The 18,676-nt window shown below is 72.7% G+C and carries 19 protein-coding genes, 1 tRNA gene and 1 pseudogene; 3 read left to right on the top strand and 18 right to left on the bottom strand.

Annotated features, from left to right (window positions below; genetic code table 11):
* The 11 genes from BIU90_RS02210 to BIU90_RS02160 all read right to left on the bottom strand — a co-directional run bounded on the left by BIU90_RS02210 (window position 1) and on the right by BIU90_RS02160 (window position 12,193).
* Window positions 1–720: a GntR family transcriptional regulator gene (locus tag BIU90_RS02210; protein ID WP_071298600.1), complete on the bottom strand. Its 720-nt coding sequence runs from the start codon at window positions 718–720 to the stop codon at window positions 1–3.
* A 72-nt stretch (window positions 721–792) separates the two neighbouring features.
* The gene (locus tag BIU90_RS02205) at window positions 793–2,385 is read right to left on the bottom strand and encodes an ABC transporter substrate-binding protein (protein WP_071298599.1); all 1,593 of its coding nucleotides are present in this window, start codon (window positions 2,383–2,385) and stop codon (window positions 793–795) included.
* A gap of 82 nt (window positions 2,386–2,467) precedes the next feature.
* Complete coding sequence (locus BIU90_RS02200) at window positions 2,468–3,394, bottom strand: ABC transporter permease (RefSeq protein ID WP_071298673.1); 927 nt, start codon at window positions 3,392–3,394, stop codon at window positions 2,468–2,470.
* Between the two features lie 5 nt (window positions 3,395–3,399).
* Complete coding sequence (locus BIU90_RS02195) at window positions 3,400–4,257, bottom strand: ABC transporter permease (RefSeq protein WP_071298598.1); 858 nt, start codon at window positions 4,255–4,257, stop codon at window positions 3,400–3,402.
* Window positions 4,254–6,008: an ABC transporter ATP-binding protein gene (locus tag BIU90_RS02190; protein WP_217640890.1), complete on the bottom strand. Its 1,755-nt coding sequence runs from the start codon at window positions 6,006–6,008 to the stop codon at window positions 4,254–4,256. The genes BIU90_RS02195 and BIU90_RS02190 overlap by 4 nt, the downstream gene beginning before the upstream one ends.
* 5 nt (window positions 6,009–6,013) lie before the next feature.
* Window positions 6,014–6,955 carry a polysaccharide deacetylase gene (locus tag BIU90_RS02185; RefSeq protein WP_071298672.1) on the bottom strand — a complete coding sequence of 314 codons (942 nt, stop codon included), beginning with the start codon at window positions 6,953–6,955 and terminating at the stop codon, window positions 6,014–6,016.
* A complete protein-coding gene (locus BIU90_RS02180; protein ID WP_071298671.1) occupies window positions 6,952–8,472 on the bottom strand; it encodes an amidohydrolase family protein in 1,521 nt (506 codons plus the stop codon). The genes BIU90_RS02185 and BIU90_RS02180 overlap by 4 nt, the downstream gene beginning before the upstream one ends.
* Complete coding sequence (locus tag BIU90_RS02175) at window positions 8,469–9,191, bottom strand: aspartate/glutamate racemase family protein (protein WP_217640889.1); 723 nt, start codon at window positions 9,189–9,191, stop codon at window positions 8,469–8,471. The genes BIU90_RS02180 and BIU90_RS02175 overlap by 4 nt, the downstream gene beginning before the upstream one ends.
* Window positions 9,188–10,129, bottom strand: coding sequence for a carbohydrate kinase family protein (locus BIU90_RS02170; RefSeq protein WP_071298596.1), 942 nt, complete (start codon window positions 10,127–10,129; stop codon window positions 9,188–9,190). The genes BIU90_RS02175 and BIU90_RS02170 overlap by 4 nt, the downstream gene beginning before the upstream one ends.
* Window positions 10,126–11,346: an SIS domain-containing protein gene (locus BIU90_RS02165; RefSeq protein WP_071298595.1), complete on the bottom strand. Its 1,221-nt coding sequence runs from the start codon at window positions 11,344–11,346 to the stop codon at window positions 10,126–10,128. Before BIU90_RS02165 ends, BIU90_RS02170 begins: the two co-directional genes overlap by 4 nt.
* 67 nt (window positions 11,347–11,413) lie before the next feature.
* On the bottom strand, window positions 11,414–12,193 hold the full coding sequence (locus tag BIU90_RS02160) for a BtpA/SgcQ family protein (RefSeq protein WP_071298594.1): 780 nt from the start codon (window positions 12,191–12,193) through the stop codon (window positions 11,414–11,416).
* Between the two features lie 199 nt (window positions 12,194–12,392).
* Between BIU90_RS02160 and BIU90_RS17790 the strand changes: the two are divergent.
* Window positions 12,393–12,665: pseudogene (locus tag BIU90_RS17790) on the top strand (LLM class flavin-dependent oxidoreductase); the annotation flags it as partial.
* Between the two features lie 217 nt (window positions 12,666–12,882).
* Here BIU90_RS17790 and BIU90_RS02155 read toward each other — a convergent pair.
* Window positions 12,883–12,957 (bottom strand) — tRNA-Gln (locus BIU90_RS02155).
* 78 nt (window positions 12,958–13,035) lie between these two features.
* Between BIU90_RS02155 and BIU90_RS02150 the strand changes: the two genes are divergently transcribed.
* Window positions 13,036–13,530, top strand: a complete 495-nt coding sequence (locus tag BIU90_RS02150) for a MarR family winged helix-turn-helix transcriptional regulator (RefSeq protein ID WP_071298593.1) — start codon at window positions 13,036–13,038, stop codon at window positions 13,528–13,530.
* A gap of 33 nt (window positions 13,531–13,563) precedes the next feature.
* Window positions 13,564–14,013, top strand: a complete 450-nt coding sequence (locus BIU90_RS02145) for a VOC family protein (protein WP_071298592.1) — start codon at window positions 13,564–13,566, stop codon at window positions 14,011–14,013.
* Window positions 14,014–14,033: 20 nt separating this feature from the next.
* On the opposite strand, the gene BIU90_RS02140 is transcribed toward BIU90_RS02145, so the two are convergent.
* The 6 genes from BIU90_RS02140 to moaC all read right to left on the bottom strand — a co-directional run bounded on the left by BIU90_RS02140 (window position 14,034) and on the right by moaC (window position 18,579).
* A complete protein-coding gene (locus tag BIU90_RS02140) occupies window positions 14,034–15,896 on the bottom strand; it encodes an ABC-F family ATP-binding cassette domain-containing protein (RefSeq protein WP_071298591.1) in 1,863 nt (620 codons plus the stop codon).
* A 101-nt stretch (window positions 15,897–15,997) separates the two neighbouring features.
* Complete coding sequence (locus tag BIU90_RS02135; protein ID WP_071298590.1) at window positions 15,998–16,714, bottom strand: hypothetical protein; 717 nt, start codon at window positions 16,712–16,714, stop codon at window positions 15,998–16,000.
* A gap of 10 nt (window positions 16,715–16,724) precedes the next feature.
* Window positions 16,725–17,120, bottom strand: coding sequence for a PLDc N-terminal domain-containing protein (locus BIU90_RS02130; RefSeq protein ID WP_071298589.1), 396 nt, complete (start codon window positions 17,118–17,120; stop codon window positions 16,725–16,727).
* Between the two features lie 75 nt (window positions 17,121–17,195).
* Window positions 17,196–17,645: a molybdenum cofactor biosynthesis protein MoaE gene (locus BIU90_RS18130; RefSeq protein ID WP_254786913.1), complete on the bottom strand. Its 450-nt coding sequence runs from the start codon at window positions 17,643–17,645 to the stop codon at window positions 17,196–17,198.
* Entirely contained in the window at window positions 17,642–18,154 is a 513-nt protein-coding gene (locus BIU90_RS18125; RefSeq protein WP_071298588.1) for a molybdenum cofactor biosynthesis protein B, read from the bottom strand. Before BIU90_RS18125 ends, BIU90_RS18130 begins: the two co-directional genes overlap by 4 nt.
* Window positions 18,151–18,579, bottom strand: coding sequence for a cyclic pyranopterin monophosphate synthase MoaC (gene moaC, locus BIU90_RS02115; protein ID WP_071298587.1), 429 nt, complete (start codon window positions 18,577–18,579; stop codon window positions 18,151–18,153). Before moaC ends, BIU90_RS18125 begins: the two co-directional genes overlap by 4 nt.
* Window positions 18,580–18,676: the final 97 nt, after the last annotated feature.

Here is an 18,676-nt window from a genome sequence, read left to right as displayed (position 1 = left end):
TCACCGGAGGGTGGTCGACGCGTCGGCCGCTGCAGCTGCTCGCTCCGGCGTGATCGGCTGGTGGAGCACCGCGAACGACGGCTCCCGATCGCGCTCGATGTGGGCGAAGGCGAGTGCCTCGGCCATGCGTTCGTTCCCGACGGCGATCGCCTGGGCGAGTTCGACGTGGTCGTGGAAGGCGTCGTGGACGTCGAGCTCACTGGTCAGGGTGAACAGCCACTGCACGCGGCCGGACACCGACCGCATCGACGCCTGCATGAGCGCGTTGCCGGTGGTGTCGACGATCGCCTGGTGGAACAGCGTGCTCGCCTCGGCGATCTCGTAGGGGTCCCCGGCCTCGACCACGGCGTGGGAGTGCTGCAGTGCCCGTTCGATGGGCTCGACGGGGGCGCCCCGTGCGACTGCCCGTGCGGCCAGACCCGCGGCGCCCACCTCGAGCACCTCGCGCAGGTCGAACAGGTCGTGGATGAGCTCGGACGTCCACGTCGTGACGACCGCCCCGCGGCGCGGCGAGGTGACGACGAAGCCCTCCATCTCGAGCATCGGCACCGCCTCGCGCAGCGGGACCCGCGACACCGCCAGTTCGTCGGCGATGCGGACCTCGGCGAGACGGTGGCCCTGCGGGTACGCACCGCGGATGATCGCCTCACGCAGTCGGGCGTGGATCTGGCGCGGGAGCGAGGGCTGCGCCGTCGCGTCGTCACGTCTGGTCGTCGTCATCGTGGCCGTCCTCCTGGGGACCAGCGGGTGGGGTGGTCCGGACCTGCGCCCGGACCACCCGACCCCGCGGGGTCACTTCTTGATGCTGAGCTTGCTGAAGTCAAGCTCATTCGCGCCGATGTTGTGTGCTCCGGGGACCCCGGCGAGCCACTTCTGCGCCAGGACCCAGTCCTTGTTGTACGACAGGTTGTAGTAGCAGCCGGTCGCCGCGTACTCCTTCGCGGCGGCGACGTACAGGTCGTCGTCGCCGGTCGCCACGGCCTGGTTCAGCTTCTCGTCCACGCTCGGGACGTCACACCCGAAGTAGTTGATCCCGCCCGACTTGTCCCAGAAGACGTGCCCCCACATGTAGGGCGAACCGCCGTCGGGGCCGTTGTTGCCGTCGAAGAACGCGTCCGGGCCGGAACTCGGGTCGTTGATCCAGCCGAACACCTGCGAGGTCGGGTAGGACTTGGCCGTCGCGGTGATGCCGAGCGCCTGCAGCTTCGCCGCCTGGATGGCCGCCATCTGCTGCGCGTTCGTGTTCCCGCTGGCGTAGCCGATGGTCATCGTCGTGCCCTTGGCCAGTCCCGCGGCGTACGCCTTGAGCACCGACGGCTTGTACCGCAGCTCCTGCTCGTCCTTGCCGCCGGGGATCATGCCCTTCGCGTAGAGCGTTGTCGCGGGCTCCGAACGACTGCCGAGGACCTGCTTGACGAGCGATTCCTGGTCGATGCTCTGCAGGAACGCGAGCCGGGCCTCCTTCGACGCGAAGAACTCCCGCGACGGGTTCAGCGTGACCAGCGCGGACTGCAGCGTGGGCAGCATGTAGCTGGCGTACTTCGTGGAGTCCTCGTACTTCGACAGGCTCGACGACGGCAGCGCGGCGACGACGGCCGACACGTCGCCGCGGTCGAAGGCGAGCTGCAGCGCGGACACGTCGGAGTAGATGGGCAGCTTCACCGTGGTGAACGGCGACTTCGTGCCCCAGTACTGGTCGTACCGCTTCAGGGTCCACGAGGTGCCGGGGTCGGCTGCGTTGATCGCGTAGGCGCCGGTGCCGGCGTCGTGCGTCTGCAGCCAGGTCTGCGCGTCGTCGGAGCCGGCGTGCTCGCGCAGGGCGGTCGGCGACTCCATCTTCGGGCCGAACGGCGACGCCAGGTAGTCGAGGAACGCTGAGTTCGGCGCGTCGAGCGTGACCACGGCGGTCAGGTCGTCCGGCGTCTGGACGCTCTTGACGCCCTGCACCATGTAGGCCGCACCGCCCTTGACCGCGATGCGCCGGTCGAACGCGACCTTGACGGCGGCCGAGGTGAACGGGGTGCCGTCGTGGAAGGTGACGCCCTTGCGCAGGTGGAACGTGTACGTCGTGTTGTCGCCGCTGACGTCCCACGACGTCGCCAGTCGCGGGGCGATCTTCACCGCGTCCGTGTCGTTGGCGTACTGCACCAGGCCCTCGTACGTGTTGAGCACGATCGCGAGGCCGTTGTTGGCGTAGTAGATGTCCGGGTCCGGCGGCTGGCCGATGTCGCCGAGCAGTCCGACGGTCAGCGTGCCGTTCGTCGGTGCGGCGTTCGCGGTGGTCGCGCTGCCGGTGCCGGAGCACGCGGCGAGGGCGAAGAGGGGCAGGACCGCGGCGGCGGCGAGCGCGATGCGTGTCCGCCGGCGGAGTGTGCTGAGGCTCACGGGGTCTCCTTCGGTTGGGTGGTGCCGAGGTGGGGTGGAGCGGGGAGGGGTGGAGCGGGGAGGTGGTGGGGCGGTGCGCGTCTCAGGCGAGACGCGGGTCGGCGGCGGTCTGCAGCACGTCGGCCACGGTGTTAACGACGACGTACACGGCGCCGAGCACGAGCGTGACGGCCGCGATCGCCGGGAAGTCCGACGTGGGGATGCTGTTCGCCAGGTAGTTGCCCATCCCCGGCCAGCTGAAGACCTGTTCGACGACGACGTCGCCGGCGAACATGAAACCGAGCTGTAGTCCGGCCATCGACAGGGCCGGTCCGATCGCGTTCCGGACGACGTGGTGCGCCAGGATGCCGGCCTCGCCGATCCCCTTCGACCGGGCGGTCCGGATGTGGTCGGCGGCCAGTGTCGTCTCGAGTCCGGCGCGCAGGATGCGTCCGATCGCCAGGGCCGGGGCGATCGCCAGGACCGTCGCCGGCAGCACCAGGTGCGCGATCTCCGCGCCCGGGCCGCCGTCCCCGCGACCGGACGCGGGCAGCCACCCGAGCTGGGCGTAGAACAGGATGATCCCGCCCAGGGCGAGCAGGAACGGTGGGGCCGTCGCACCGAGCAGCAGCACGCCCCGGTACACGCCGGCGAAGGGCCACGACAGCGCGGCGGAGGCGGCGAACAGGGTCGCCAGGACCAGGGCGATGACGAACGCGGCCAGCACGAGCTCGACCGTGGCCGGCAGCGCCGACGCCAGGTCCGTCGCCACCGCGCGGTGGGTCCGGAAGGACGTGCCGAAGTCCCCGTGCAGCGCGTTGCCGACGAAGCGGAGGAACTGCACGGGCAGCGGGTCGTCGAGTCCCAGGCGCTGGCGTTCGGCGGCGACGGCCTGCCGCGAGGCGTTCGCACCGAGGGACGCACGGGCGGGGTCGCCCGGGGAGACCTGCTGCAGCACGAACACCACGGCGCTCAGGACGAGCAGCACCGCGACGAGCGAGCCGAGACGTCGGAGCAGGAACCTGGTCATGCCGGTCACCTCCTGGTGACGAGGGTTCGGATGCCGTCGCCGGCGAGGTTCGCGACGAGGCTGAGGACGAGGACGGCGACACCGGGGACGACGGGCACCCACCAGGCGCTGAGGAGCAGCTGCGTGTTCGCGGCGGTGTCCGCACCCAGCTCCGGCGCCGGCGACGGCTGCCCGAGCCCCAGGAACGACAGCCCGGCGAGCAGCAGGACGACGTTGCCGATGTCCAGGCTCGCGGTGACGATCGCGGTGGGGACGGCCCCGGGCACGACGTGCCGCAGGACGAGTCGAGCGCGGCCGGCGCCGGCGACCCGTGCGGCCTCGACGTGCGGACGCGCCACGATCGAGCGGATCTCGGAGCGGATGATCCGCGCGTAGTACGGCCACCACACGATCGAGATGCCGACGAGGGTGTTCGTCAGTCCCGGTCCGAGCGCGGCGACGATCGCGATCGCCACCAGGGTCGACGGCAGTGCGAGGAACAGGTCGGTGACCCGCATGAGCACGGTGTCGACCCATCCGCCGGCGACGCCGGCCGTGACGCCGACGACACCGCCGACCAGCAGTCCGACGGCGACGACGGCGAGCGCCGAGAACCACGACGTCCGCAGACCGTAGAGCGTGCGGGACAGCACGTCGCGGCCGATGGAGTCGGTCCCGAGCAGGTGTCCCGGGGTGCCGATCGGCAGCTGGATCCCGCCGACGGGCTGGATCGGGTCGGCCGGGGCCAGCACGTGCGCGAGCAGTGCGACGAGGGTGAGGACCCCGAGCAGGCCGACGAGCACCCACGCGGTCCGACGGCCAGCGTGCACGCCACCGGTCAGCGCCGCCGGGGAGAACCGCCGCGTGACGGCGACGGCGCTCACCGTGCCACCACGATCTCGGGCACCGACGCGACCAGCGTGCGCGTGTACGGCTCCTGCGGGTCGCGGACGACGGCATCGGCGTCGCCGATCTCGACGATCCGACCGTCGTGGACCACGGCGATCCGGTCGCCCATCAGCCGCGCGACCGCCAGGTCGTGCGTGACGAACAGCACGGTCATGTCGAGCTCCCGCCGCATGTCTCGGATCAGGTTCAGGGTCATCGCGGCGAGGGACGCGTCGAGTGCGCTCGTCGGTTCGTCGCAGAGCAGGACGGCCGGGCGCACGATGGTCGCGCGGGCCAGCGCGACCCGCTGTCGCTGGCCGCCGGACAGGTCGGCGGGGCGCAGTCGGGCGACCGACGACGGCAGGCCGATGCCGTCGAGCGCCGCGGCCACGCGCCGCTCGGTCTCGCTGCGGCCGAGCCGCTGGTGCGCGAGTCGTTCGCCGAGGACCTCGCCGACGCGCATCCACGGGGTGAGCGAGGACCCGGCGTCCTGGAACACCATCTGGGCGCCGCCGTCCGCGAGCGTGATCGACCCCGCCGCTGCGGGGACGAGTCCGGCGACGGCGCGGAGCAGCGTGGACTTGCCGGAGCCGCTCTCACCGACGATCGCGAGCGCCTCGCCCGCGCCGACCGTCAGGTCGATCCCCTGCACGGCGTGCAGGGTCCGGCGACGACGTCCGTGCCCGGTGGTGTACGAGCAGACGAGCCCGCTGACCACGACCGCGGCCGCGGCGGCGCGGTGCTCGAGCACGACGTCGGCGACGCGCTCGACGGGTCCGGTGGTCGCGGTGGCGTGGGCGCGGACGGTGTCGGACGGCACCAGGCACGCGGCGCCGTGGTCTGGCGCGGGCTGCGAGTCGGCCAGCGTCGGCATCTCGGTCGCGCAGCGGTCGAACGCGAGCGGGCACCGGGCGCGGTACGGGCACCCGACCGTCCGCTCTGCAGCGTCGAGCGTGTCCGCGGGCAGGGTCGGCAGCTGAGCGTCGCGGTCGAGGGACAGCGACAGACGGGACCGCATCAGTCCCACCGTGTACGGGTGCGCCGGAGCGGTGAGTACCGCGTGCGCCGGCCCGACCTCGGCCAGTCGTCCGGCGTACATCACGGCGATCCGGTCGGCGATCTGCGACGCGACACCCAGGTCGTGGGTGATGAGCAGCACGCTGCAGCCGTGCACGTCGCGGAGTTCGCGGAGCAGGTCGAGCAGCTGCGCCTGCACGGTGACGTCGAGCGCCGTGGTGGGCTCGTCCGCCACCACCAGGGCGGGACGACCGGCGACGGCGATCGCCGCCATCACCCGCTGCCGCAGTCCGCCGGAGAGCTCGTGCGGGTAGACGCTGAAGCGCATCGCCGGGTCCGGCACGCCCATCGCGTCGAGCAGGGCGATCGCGCCGGCGCGGTCCTGTCCGGTCTCCGTGATCTGTCGGCCGACCCGCATGGTCGGGTTGAGCGAGGTCATCGGGTCCTGGAACACGGCGCCCAGTGCGGTGCGCCGGGTCTGTCGCCGCGCCGCCTCGGGACCGTGCGCCATGTCGGTGCCGGTGACCTCGACGGTGCCGGAGACCTGTGGGCGGGCGGTCTCGGGAAGGAGCCCGAGCAGGCTCATCGCCAGCATGCTCTTGCCCGAGCCGGACTCCCCCACGAGGCCGACGATCTCGCCGGCCTCGATGTCGAGGTCGATCCCGCGCAGCACCTCGGACCGTGCCCCGTCACGCTCGAGCGAGAGCCGCAGGTCCCGCACGCTCGCCACGGCGGTCACGCTGCGCCGCCCTCGGTGGCGAGGTGCGCGGCGATCGCCCGCGGCTGGGTGAACCACACGCGGTCGCGCTGCTCGGTCATGTGCCGCAGCGCGCGGTCCAGCGCCCGCAGGCGGAAGGGTGCGCCGGAGATGAAGGAGTGCACGACGACGCTCATCACGAGCGGCTGCTCCTCGGAGCGTTCGAGCAGCTCGTCGAACTCGTCGACGATCATGTCGGCGAACTCCCGCGCGGACGCCCCGCGACCGATGATCGTCGTGCTGTCGTTGACCTCGAGGGCGTAGGGCAGCGCGGTGATCGCTCCGGACCGCGTGGTGAGGGTCACCGGCCGGTCGTCGAGGCGCAGGTCCAGGACGTAGCGGTACCCGGCGTCCACCAGGTTGTCGAGCGTGGACGGCGTCTGTGTCAGCCAGGGGCTCGACCAGCCACCGGGGGCGGTGCCCTCCTCGGCGGTGATCCGCGCGGCGACCGCGGCCAGGTACCCGGCCTCGTCGTGGGCGGAGCGGCCGGCGAGCGAGTCGGAGTTCGAGACGCCGTGCCCGACGAACTCGGCACCGAGGCGCCGCGCGGTGGCGACGAGCTCCGGCGCGGTGTCGTACACCGCCGTGTTCAGCAGCACGGTCGGCGGGATCCCGGCACGGTCGAGCCGCTCGAGCAGGCGGAAGGCACCCACGCGGTTGCCGTAGTCGCGCCACGAGGTGTTCACCAGGTCCGGCACCGGGACGTCGGGGACGACGTCCTCGGTGCGGCCGACGCCGAACCGGTACTCCTCCAGCCCGACGGCGACGTAGACCGCCAGGCGACGCCCGTCCGGCCAGGCTGGTCCGGCCGTGGCCGGTCCGGCCGTGGCCGTGATCGGGCTGTAGGGCCAGAACCCGTGCCCGGGGGCGACCGCCTCGACGGCCGCGACCGTCTCGGGGAGCGTGCTGTCGTGCGTCATGCGGTCCACCTGTTCATGCCGACGTCGGTCCGGGCGGCACGGCGGACGACGGCGTCGTACGCCGGCAGCACCGCGTCGACCGAGGCCCACGTCCGTTCGAGTGCCGGGCGGCGAGCGGCGTGCAGCTCGCGGGCCTCGGCGAGGAGTGCGGTCTCGTCGACCGAGACGACCCGGCCGCCCTCGGCGACCACGCGGCCGGCGACGATCGTCATCCGGACGCTGCCGCCGTTCTCGCAGTAGACGAGCTGACCGCGCAGGTCGTTGAAGGGCGTGAAGGCGGGGGCGTGCAGGTCGAGGAGCACCAGGTCGGCCTGGGTTCCGACCGCGACGCGACCGATCCGGCCGGTCCGCCGCATCGCCGCGGCACCGCCCTCCCAGAGCGCGTCGAGGACCTCGGCCGGGGCCGGCCAGTCGTCCGCGTCCCGTCCGGAGACGTTGTGCACGAGGCCGGTCTGCTTGACGACGCCCCACGTGTTCACGGTGTCGTCGCAGATCGCCTCGTCCACGCCGAGGGCGATCGTGATCCCGCGGTCGCGCATCGCCCGGAACGGCATCACCCCGCTGCCCAGTCGCAGGTTGCTCACCGGGTTGTGCGCGACGACCGCACCGGCCTCGGCGATCAGGTCGAGGTCGTCGTCGTCGACCCACACCGCGTGGATGACGTTGACGCGGTCGTTGAGCAGGCCGAGGTCCGCCGTGTACCGCACCAGGCTCCGGCCGGCGAACCGGTCCTGCCCGGTGCCGGGGACGGACAGTGCCCGCTGTGTCCTGGTCTCGAGCATGTGCGCGAACACGGGCAGGTCGTGCGCGCGGCTCAGGTCGTCCAGCGCTCCCCAGTACTCCGGGCTCACCCGCTGCGGAGCCGAGATCGACACCGCTGCCGAGAGTCGTCCTCCGGCGGCCCCGTGCCAGGTGCGGACCAGGTGGTCGTACGCGGCGAGCAGCTCCGGCGCGGCGGCGGGGGCCGGTGCGCGCAGCGCCGCGGCGAAGTTGCCGTCGGCACCGTCCAGGAACGGGAGCTTGTCCCCGTCGGGCAGCTCCGGCTGGTCCAGGGCGACGGTCGCGCGGATGCCGCTGTCGGCGTACGCCTGCATCACCGCGTCGATGACCGCCGGATCGGGCGTCGGCATCAGGAAGGCGTCGTCCTGCACGCTCGTCGTCCCGGTCCGCAGCATCTCGAGGGCGCCGAGCATCGTGCGGAGGTAGGCCTCGCGCGGCGTCGGAGCGAGCGCAGGGTCCGCCGGCGACTCGTAGAGCATGAACGTCTCGAGCGGTCGGCTGCGGAACGCGCCCTTCAGGTGGTTCGCGGGCGAGTGGAAGTGCGCGTTCACCAGCCCGGGCACGACGACGTGGTGTCCGGCACCGTCGACGACCCGGACGTCCACCGGAGCCGCGACACGAGCGCCCGGACCGATCGCCGCGACGACGTCACCGTCGACGAGCACGTCGGTGGGTCCGGTCATGCCGGAACGTTCGGCGGGTGCCCACACGAGCACGTCGGTCAGCAGCACGCTCATCGCCACACCTCGCTCGTCGTCGGGGAAGCGTCGGGGGCGGCCCAGGTGGATGCCCGTGACGTCGTCAAGCCCTGCGCGAGCAGCCCCTCGACCGCGGTCGTCGCCGCGGCGACCCCGTCGACGACGGGCACGCCGAGGGCGTCGGTCAGTGACCCGACGAGTTCGGTGAGGCCCGCGCACCCGAGCACCACGGCCTCCGCAGCGTCCGCTGCCAGCGCAGCCCGGGCCTCCAGGACGAACGCGTCGAACGCCGGACCGGCGCCGGTCTCGATCGCCGCCACCGACACGTCGACGGCGCGCACCGTGCAGCGGTGCGTCAGCCCCAGCGTCGCGACCACGCGGTCGGTCATCGCGCGGGTGCGCGGGGGCATCGTGATCACCGTGAACCGGTGCGCCAGCAGCGCCGCGGCCTGCAGCGCCGCCTCGGTCATGCCGACCACGGGGCCGGTGGCGCGTTCCCGTGCCGCGGGCAGCCCGGTGTCGCCGAAGCAGGCGATGACGTACCCGTCGACGCCGTCGCGCTCGCCCTGCTCGACCTGGGTGAGGACCCCTGCGGCACCGAAGACCTCGTCGACGTGCGTCTCGACCGTCGCGGGTGCTCCGGTCGAGTGGCTCGCCGTCACCACGGTGCCCGGACGGGCGACCGCACGGGCCGCCGCGAGCACGGCGGCGGTCATCGGCTCGCTGGTGTTCGGGTTGAGGACCCGCACGTGGCTCACCGGTGCCCCCCTGCCTCGGCGAGCGACGCCGCGATGCCGTGTTCGGCGAGCAACGCGGCCACGCCGTGGCCGCCGATCGCCACGCGAGCCGCCTCCGCACCGTGCCGGGCGGCGTCCTCCGGGTCGGCCCCGGCGACGTGCGCTGCCGCGAAGGCACCGCAGAACGCGTCCCCCGCGCCGGTCGAGTCGACCGGATCGACGGCGACGGTCGGGACGGTGACCGTCCCGCGCGAGGTCGCGACGACGCAGCCGCGCTCGGCGGTCTTGACGACGACCACGTCGGGCCCCGCGTCGCGGAAGCGCGCGGCGGCGAGCTCCAGGTCGGTCGTCCCGGCGAGCGCCACCGCCTCGACCTCGCTCGGCAGGAACACGTCGCACGTGCGCAGCAGGTCGAGCAGGCCGCGCTCGTTGCCGAGCACGTAGTCCTCCTGCAGGTCGAGGTACACGAGCGTGTGGTCGGCGTCGCGGGGGCGCTCGGTGTGTGTGGGTCGCGCGGTGCGCGCGGTCTGCTCGCGCAGCCACGGGCCCAGGGCGAGCTGTGACCGCAGGCTCATCGCCGACACGAGCACGCCGTCGACGTCGAGCGCCTCGGGTACGACGTCCTCCGGGAACACCGACATCGCGTCGAAGGCGTCCTCACCGGACAGCAGGTCCCACGTGCGCGATCCGTCGGCGGCGTAGGTGACGCGGTTCCGGACGGTGGCACCGTCGCGGGGACGGGCCGCCTCGATCCGGATGCCGGTCCCGGCGACGGCCTGGAGGAGCGGTGCCGGCAGGTCCGTCCCCACCGGTGCCAGCATGCGGACGTCCGCCAGGACGCGGCGCGCCGCGAGCGCGGCGAACAGGGCGTCGCCGCCGAGTGCGGTCGTCGTGGTGCCGTCGACGACCAGGTCGTCGATGGTCAGGTTCCCGATGCAGAGCAGCGACGCGTCGGTCACGGGGTCCGCCCCTCGGCTGCGCCGGCTGCGGCTGCGGCTGCGGCTGCGGCTGCTTCGGCGGCGCGGAACTGCGCCATCGCGAGCAGGTAGCCGGTCAGCTGCGCGGGGAGCACCGTGAGCAGCGGGCTCAGCGGTTCGGACACCGTCGGCAGGACCACGACCTCGTCGGCCACCCCGTCGAAGTCGTCCACGCCCTCGGTGGTCACGACGACCACGCGACCGCCGAACCGCTTCGCCTCGCTCGCGGTGTGCACCGCTCGCGGGACGGACGGTCCTGCTGGAGCGATGACCCAGATCGGCTCACCGGTCTTGAGCGAGTTGTAGTGGTGGAACTCCTCGACCTGGATCGCCTCGGCCCGGTCGGGCGTGCACTCCTTCACCTTCGCGGCACCGATGATCGCGGAGCCCCAGCTCGGGCCGGCGGCCGAGAACAGGAACGTGCCGCTGTCGTGCTCGCGTTCGGCGATGGTGGCGAGCTGCGGTTCGACTCCCGCGATCACCTCGGCCATGCGGTCGGGTATCCCGGCGAGCTCGGTGCCCGACGCCGCGGCGTCGGGGTGGCCCCGCAGGACGCCGACGCGGGTGCCCAGGTCGAGCAGCAGCGCGAGCGCGGTCGTCGAGGACTGTGTCGGCCACCCCACCCGCGTCGCACGGAGCAGCAGAGTGCGCTCGCTCTCCTGGTCGAGGGTCGAACCCGCGGTGTTCGTGATGGCGACCGTCAGGGCACCGGCGTGCTGGGCGATCAGCGCGGCCTCCACCGTGCGCGTGGTCTCCCCCGAGCTCGACAGCGCGATGACGACGCTGCGCGGGGTCACCAGCGGGGCGAGGTAGTACGCCAGGTCGAGGCTCTGCACCGGCTCGCACGGCACCCCGAGCATGGTCTCGAGCAGCTGCCGTGCCGCGATCGCCACGGCGAGCGAGTCGCCCGCACCGGTGACGAAGACCCGGTCGACGTCCGCCTCGGCGATGACCGCAGCCAGCTCGGTCAGTGCCTGGTCGTTCGCCGCCAGCGTCTCGCGGATCCGTTCGGGCTGCGCCACGAGCTCCGGGTACGTGGCCTCGTCACGCGCACGGCGTTTGGGGTCCAGCGGGTGGTCCGTCGGGAGCGCGACGATCGAGGCGTGCTCGGCCGCGGAGACACGCTCGACGACGGCCTGCTGGCGGGCGTCGAGCGGGCTGCCTGCTCCGATGAAGGGGCTGGGCGGGGTGGTGGTCATCGTGTGGCTCCGGTGGTTCGGGTGTGCGGGCTCGGGTTGGCTGGGTGTGCGGTCTGGACGGCTCCGGTCAGGACGACACCGGGACGAGCGCTGTGCCGAACCGTGCGGCGACCTCGGGATCGACCCGGGCGTCCGCGGCGCTCGACTGCTTGATCGCGCTGCCGAGGATCGCCCCGTCGGCGTCCCGCACCGTGTCCGCGATCGTGGCGAGCGAGACGCGTCCGCCGACCACGAACGGGACGTCCGGAACGGCATCGCGCAAGCGGGCGATCACGTCGAGCGCGTCACCGACGCCACTGTCCCGGGTGACGACGAGCACGTCGGCGCGACCGAAGTCGTGCGCGACGGCCGCGGCCCACTCGGGCGTCGACGCGAGCGCCAGGCTCGTCGCCTCGTGCACGTCGGCCCAGACCTCGACGTCGCTGCCGATCAACCGACGCATGGCGGCGACCTCGTGCGCGCATCCCTCGATCCACCCGGTGGGCCCGATCGAGACGCCGGTCAGCACCTTGACCCGGACGAACGAGGCGCCGATCGCGTGGGCGATCGCCACCGCACTCGGTCCGTCGTTGTGGCCGACGACCACACCGACCGGGATGGTCACGGCCGCGGTCACCGCTGCGCCGACGACCGCGAGCGCCGCGACGGTGGGGGCCCCGACGCGCACCGCCTGGGGCATGTCACTGGCGTCCTGCACCATCACGTGCGTGAAGCCGGCGTCCTGCAGGGCGACGGCGTCCTCCGCCGCACGCCGCGCGATCTCCTGGACGGAGGCGCCCGCGTAGTTGACCGCACCGGGCAGGGGCGGGAGGTGCAGGACACCGACGAGACGGAACAGTTGGGGCATGCGTGAACGGTATACAGTTTGGTGTTTCCGGCGAGTCAACGCGCGTTACGTCGGTGTTACAAAGCACTGCGCGAGTCATACTGGTCACAGAAACCCCTGCTCATGGGCAGGTTGGGCCAGATGCCGCTCCGTGGCGAAGCTCACCCACGGAACTCGCTGTATACACCTGAGATCTCTCGAGGTCGGTCACGATCGACTCGTGACCCTCGATGGACGTCCCCTGGAACGGCTCCGCTTCCTGACCATCGGGTCGTTCGACCCCGCGCGACCGGCCGACGGACACGAGGAGACCCTGCGCATCGTCGAGCGCGCCGAGCAGCTCGGCTTCGACAGCGCCTGACTCCGGCACCGCCACTCGCAGCACGGGATCTCCTCACCGGTCGCCCTGTTGGCCGCGGCGTCGCAGCGGACCTCGCGGATCGCGCTCGGGACCGCCGTCACGCCGATCGGCGCCGAGAACCCGTTCCGACTCACTCATCCCGGCACTGCGAGGAACGCAGTCGCGCGGTGCCACGCCAGACGCGAGCATCGGCAATGGCGGCGGCGAAGCGCTCATGCACATTCAGGTGGCACCCGGAGATCTTCGCCTTTCGTCCTCGGCGAACAGCCCCTCACAGGAGGTCTGCGCGCCCGAAGCGGGGCCGGACCGGACACACCGAACCGATTCTGCGGACAAGCCGATCGGTCCCTGGCTCCGCCTCCAGGATTCGAACCCGGACCTAACGGCACCAAAGGCCGTCGTGCTGCCATTACACCAAGGCGGAACGCGCACGGAGGCGCCCGTCCATCCTCCCATGCGCCCGGTGGTGGTCGTGCGCCGTGGGACCGGCCATGATGGAGGGATGCCGCACGAGGACGAAGTCGACCGGATCGTCGCGGCGTGGGGACGGCAGCGCGACGACCTCGACTTCGCGCCGCTGCAGGTCCTGTCGCGGGTGGACCGGCTGGCGCGGCACCTGGACCGCGCGCGGCGTGCGGCCTTCGACGCGAGCGGCACCGAGCCGTGGGAGTTCGACGTGCTGTCGGCCCTGCGTCGGGCGGGCGAGCCGTTCGAGCTCAGCCCGAAGACCCTGCTGCAACAGACCCTGGTGTCGAGCGGCACGATGACGAACCGCGTCGACCGGCTGACGGCACGTGGGCTCGTCGCACGTCGGACCGACCCGAAGGACGGCCGGGGCATCCTCGTCTCGCTGACGGAGGCCGGACGGACCGCGGTGGACTCGGCGATCGCGGACCTGCTGCGGGCGGAGCGGGACATCCTGGCGGGGGTCTCGGCGGGCGAACAGGACCAACTGGCCGGGCTGCTGCGACGGCTCATCCTGGGCCTCGGCGACTGACCGACACGACGGGCCCGGCGTAGCCTCCGCCGCATGCACGCCATCACCCTCGCCGTGGCCGACGTCGCACGCTCGGCAGCCTTCTACCGCACCCTGCTCGGCATCGAGGGCAGCGGCGTCGTCGGCACCGAGTACCCGCCGACCGAGACGTCCGCAGGTGGCACGACGGCGATGTTCACGCTCGACGACGGGCTGATCGTGTCCGTGTACGGCCGCGACGACATGGCAAAGGACTCCGGCGTCGACCTGGCGACACGGCCGAGCAGCACGATCGGGCACTTCGTCGCGTCGCAGCACGAAGCCGAGCAGTTCCTCGAACGGGCTCGGGCGGCGGGCGCGAGGATGCTCGAGCCGCCGTACACGCGCCCGTGGGGCATGTACTCCGGCTTCTTCGAGGACCCGGACGGCCACCTCTGGGAGGTCGTCGCGAACCCCGGCGGGAACGACCCCGCAAGCGCTGCCGCGGACGCCGAGCCGGCGTGACGGGCACCGGACCCGGAACCTCAGACCCCGAGCGTCTCCGCGACCTCGAGCCAGCGCTCCTCGAGCTGCTCGATCTCGGCCTCGAGCGCCCCGAGCTTCGTCTGCAGCTCCCCCAGCCCGGCGTAGTCGGACTGGTCGTGCGTCGCGAAGGCGTCGAGCATCTTCTTCCGGTCGTCCCCGACGCGGGCGATGCGGCGGTCGAGCGCCGACATCTCCTTCTCGGCAGCGCGACGCTCCGAACCCGACAGACCCGAGGAGCCCGACGCACCCGCGGAACCGGACCCGGCCACGGCACCGGCCGAGCCGGTCCCGCCAGCGGTGTCGGGCCTCCCGGCCGTCGCGGCGGCAGCCGCCGAAGCGGTGGACCCACCGGCGCCGGCCGCACGCAGGCGCATGTACTCGTCGACCCCGCCGGGCAGGTGCCGCAGGTGCCCGCCGAGCACGGCGTACTGCTGGTCGGTGACACGCTCGAGCAGGTACCGGTCGTGCGAGACCACGAGCAGGGTGCCGGGCCAGGTGTCGAGGAGGTCCTCCATCGCGGCGAGCATGTCGGTGTCGAGGTCGTTCGTCGGCTCGTCGAGGATGAGCAGGTTCGGCTCGTCGAGCAGGATGAGCATGAGCTGCAGGCGGCGCTTCTGCCCACCGGACAGATCGCGCACGGGCGTGGAGAGCTGCTCCGAGGTGAAGCCGAGGCGTTCGAGCAGCTGTGACGGCGTCATCTCCTTGCCGTCCGCCACGTAGCTCGTCTTCTTGCGGGCGACGACCTCGCGTACGCGGTCGTTCGCGTACTGCGCCAGGTCGGCGAGTTGCTGGTCGAGGACCGCGACCTGCACGGTCTTGCCCGTCTTCACCCGGCCGCTCGTCGGCTGCAGCCGCCCGGCGATCAGCGCGAGCAGCGTCGACTTGCCGGCACCGTTCGGCCCGAGGATGCCGGTGCGCTCCCCCGGCGCGATCCGCCACTCGATGCTGCGGATGGTCGGCTCGGTGGCCTCGGGGTAGGTCACGCCGACGTCGAGCAGGTCCACCACGTCCTTGCCCAGGCGCGCGGTCGCGGTGCGGGACAGGGCGACGGTGTCGCGGAGCGGCGGCACGTCGTCGATCAGCGCGTTGGCCGCGTCGATGCGGAACTTCGGCTTGCTGGTGCGGGCCGGGGCACCACGGCGGAGCCAGGCGAGTTCCTTGCGCGCGAGGTTCTGGCGGCGCTGCTCGGACGCCGCTGCCTGCCGGTCACGTTCGACGCGCTGCAGGATGTACGCCGCGTACCCGCCCTCGAAGGGCTCGACGATGCCGTCGTGGACCTCCCACGTGTCGGTCGACACGGCGTCGAGGAACCACCGGTCGTGCGTCACGACGACGAGTCCGCCCTGCGTGGCCGGCCACCGCCGGTTGATGTGCTCGGCGAGCCACTGGATGCCCTCGACGTCGAGGTGGTTCGTGGGCTCGTCCAGGAACAGCACGTCCCAGTCCCCGACCAGCAGGCGCGCCAGGGCGACACGGCGACGCTGCCCGCCCGACAGGTCGTCGACGAGCACGTCCCACGGGATGTCGGACACGAGGCCACCGATGACGTCGCGGATCTTCGGGTCGCCGGCCCACTCGTGCTCCTCGCGGTCGCCGACCACGACGGCACCGACGGTCTGACCCGCCGGCAGGGCGTCGCGCTGGTCGAGGACGCCCACGGTCACGCCGCCGCGGTGCGTCACGCGGCCGGTGTCGGGTTCGAGGCGCTTCGCGAGCAGGCTGAGGAGCGTCGACTTGCCGTCGCCGTTCCGGCCGACGACGCCGATGCGGTCGCCCTCGTCGATGCCGATGGTGACGGCGTCGAAGACGGTGCGGGTGGGGAACTCGAGATGCAGGTTCTCGGCGCCGAGGAGATGTGCCACCCGTCAAGGGTAGGCGGCGCGGCGGGGTGCGGGGTGCGGGATGCGGTCCGGTCGTCGGTGCGCGTCCGCCGACGCTCCGTGCGGCGGACGGGAGGCCCGGCTCAGCCCCGGTGGGTCGGCTCGGGCAGCGGGTGCACCGCCAGGAACGCCCGCCACTGCCGCCGCTGGATCGTCGCGATCGCCAGCCCCACAGCCCAGACCCCGCCGAGGACGAAGGGCACCCACGTCCACCCGGACCCCTGGTGCGAGGCGACCTGACTCGTGGCCAGCCCCAGCCAGCCGATGCCGAACCAGATCGTCCACGCGGACTGGTCCAGGCGCAGGGTCGCGAGCCGTCGCAGCGTGCGGAGTCGTGCGGGGTCGACCGCGCCGTGACCGCGGATCACCCGGCCGACGACGACTCGCTCGGCACGAGGGAGACCGCGCAGCGGCTCGTCCACCGGGACCCAGATGCCCTGACGCCGAACCTTCTGCACGGTCCCCGTGGTCCACGCGCCGAGCGCGACGACGATGCCGCCGACCACCAGGACCGAGACCAGGAACGAGGACGCTCGAGGTGTCCGAGCGAGGTGGTCACCGGCGCTCGACACTCCCACGAGCCACCCCGCCGCGAGGGCAACGACCACGACGCCCGCCGCGAGCAGGGCCCACCGTCGGACCGTGCGCTGGTCCTGCCGCGGACGCACGCGGGGGCGGTCCTCGGCGAGCATGCCGTCGAGCCGGCGGTCGACCTCGGCCCATTGCTGATCGAGGTCGGCGCGACGCTGCGCGTCGTCCAGCAGGGCGCGGAGGTCGTCGTCCGGGTCGTCGGCGGTCACGGTCGGCGGGTCAACCCGCGGGAGCGGTGTCGGACTCGCCCGCGGCGTCCTTGGCACGCTGCAGGCGCGCCTTGGCTTCCCAGAACTCGATCTCGCGGTCGAGGTCGGCGAGCTCCTGCTCCGTCGTGCTCACCCGGCGGTCACCGTGGGCGGCGCGGGCGTGTCCCAGGGTGGGGTGCTGGTCCTCGTGGCGGTTCGGCTCGATGTACCGGCCGTGGTTGCGTGGGCCGGGAGCCCAGTCGTGCCCGATCGCGAACCACACGACGCTGCCGACGACGGGCAGGAGCACGACGAGGATCACCCACGCGATCTTCGGCAGACCACGGATCTGGTCGTCCGTCTTGGTCAGGATGTCGATCAGGGCGAACACCAGCAGCACCACGGAGACGAAGGGCAGGAGCACCATGGTCTGGATCCTAGGGAAGCGCCGAGCCCGTCGCCACGCTCCTGTTCGCGGGGTGCGGCATGCCGCGCCGACCCCTCACAGCGAGGCGACCCACTCGTCCGACCCGTCGGTGAACTCCTGGTGCTTCCAGATCGGGACCGACTCCTTCACCAGGTCGACGAGCGCGGCGCAGGCGGCGAAGGCCTCGGCCCGGTGCGGGGACGACACTGCCGCGGCGAGCGCCACGTCCCCGACGACCAGGTCACCCACACGGTGCAGCACCGCGATGCGGACACCAGGGTGTGCCTCGGCGATGGACCGCGCGACCTCGGCGATGACCGCTCCGGCGCTCGGGTGCCGTTCGTAGCCGAGGGCGGTGACCCCCTTGCCGCCGTCGTGGTCGCGCACCACCCCGGCGAACGTCACCACTGCGCCGTCCTGGTCGGTGGCGACGACGTCGGCGACCTGTTCGACGGACACGGGGGTGTCGACGACGTCGGCCAGGACGACCCGGTCCGCGGGGTCGACGTCCGGCAGCCCGGTCACGAGGCGCTCCGCGGGGCGTGTCCGGCGCCGTGGACCTGCGCGAGGACGTGGTCGAGCAACCCGTCGAGGACCGCCAATCCGTCGGCGACCCCGCCGCGCGAGCCGGGCAGCGTGACGACGAGCGCCCCGGTGCTCGCGATGCCTGCCACCCCGCGGCTGAGCAGCGCGGTCGGACCGGCTCCGGCGAGGCCCCGGCGTCGGACTTCCTCGAGGACGCCCGGCAGTTCGAGGTCGAGCAGGGGCGCCACTGCCTCGGGTGTGCGGTCGGTCGGGGTGACACCGGTGCCGCCCGTGGTGATGACCACGCGGGCATCGGCGAGCAGCGCGGCAGTGACGGTCTCGGCGATGGGGCCACCATCGGGCACGATGACGGGCTCGTCGACCGAGAACTGGTGGCCGCGGAGCCACCCGGCGATCGTCGGCCCGGTCGTGTCGAGTGCGGGGTCGGTCGCGGCCGAGGTGGACACCACCACGACCACGCCGCGTCCCCGGGTCGGTTCTGAGGTCATCGGGCGCTCCAGTCCCCGGATCGCCCACCGTGCTTCTCGAGCACCCGGACGTCCGTGATCGTGGCCGTGCGGTCGACGGCCTTCACCATGTCGTACACGGTCAGCGCGCCGACGCTGGCACCGGTGAGCGCTTCCATCTCGACACCCGTGCGCGAGGTGGTCTTCACGCTGACCCGCACGACGACGCGGTCCCCGGTCCCGGTGATGTCGACCTGCACGCCGGCGATCGGCAGCGGGTGGCAGAGCGGGACCAGGTCCGAGGTCTTCTTCACCGCCATGATCGCGGCGATGCGGGCGGTGCCGATCACCTCGCCCTTGGGCAGGGACCCGTCGAGGATGCGAGCGACCACGTCGGGCCGGGTGACGAGCGTCGCGGTCGCGGTCGCGGAACGGGCGGTGACGTCCTTGTCGGAGACGTCGACCATGTGGGCGCTGCCGTCCGCTCGGACGTGTGAGAGCGCACCGCGAGCGGCAGGGTCGGAGCGGTCGGCAGGGTCGGAGCGGTCGGCGGGGTCGGCGGGG

This window comes from Curtobacterium sp. MCBA15_001 (assembly GCF_001864835.1).
Classification (GTDB): Bacteria; Actinomycetota; Actinomycetes; order Actinomycetales; family Microbacteriaceae; genus Curtobacterium.
The sequence above is the reverse complement of the archived record's forward strand: the minus strand, read 5'-3'. Positions and strand labels throughout refer to the sequence as shown.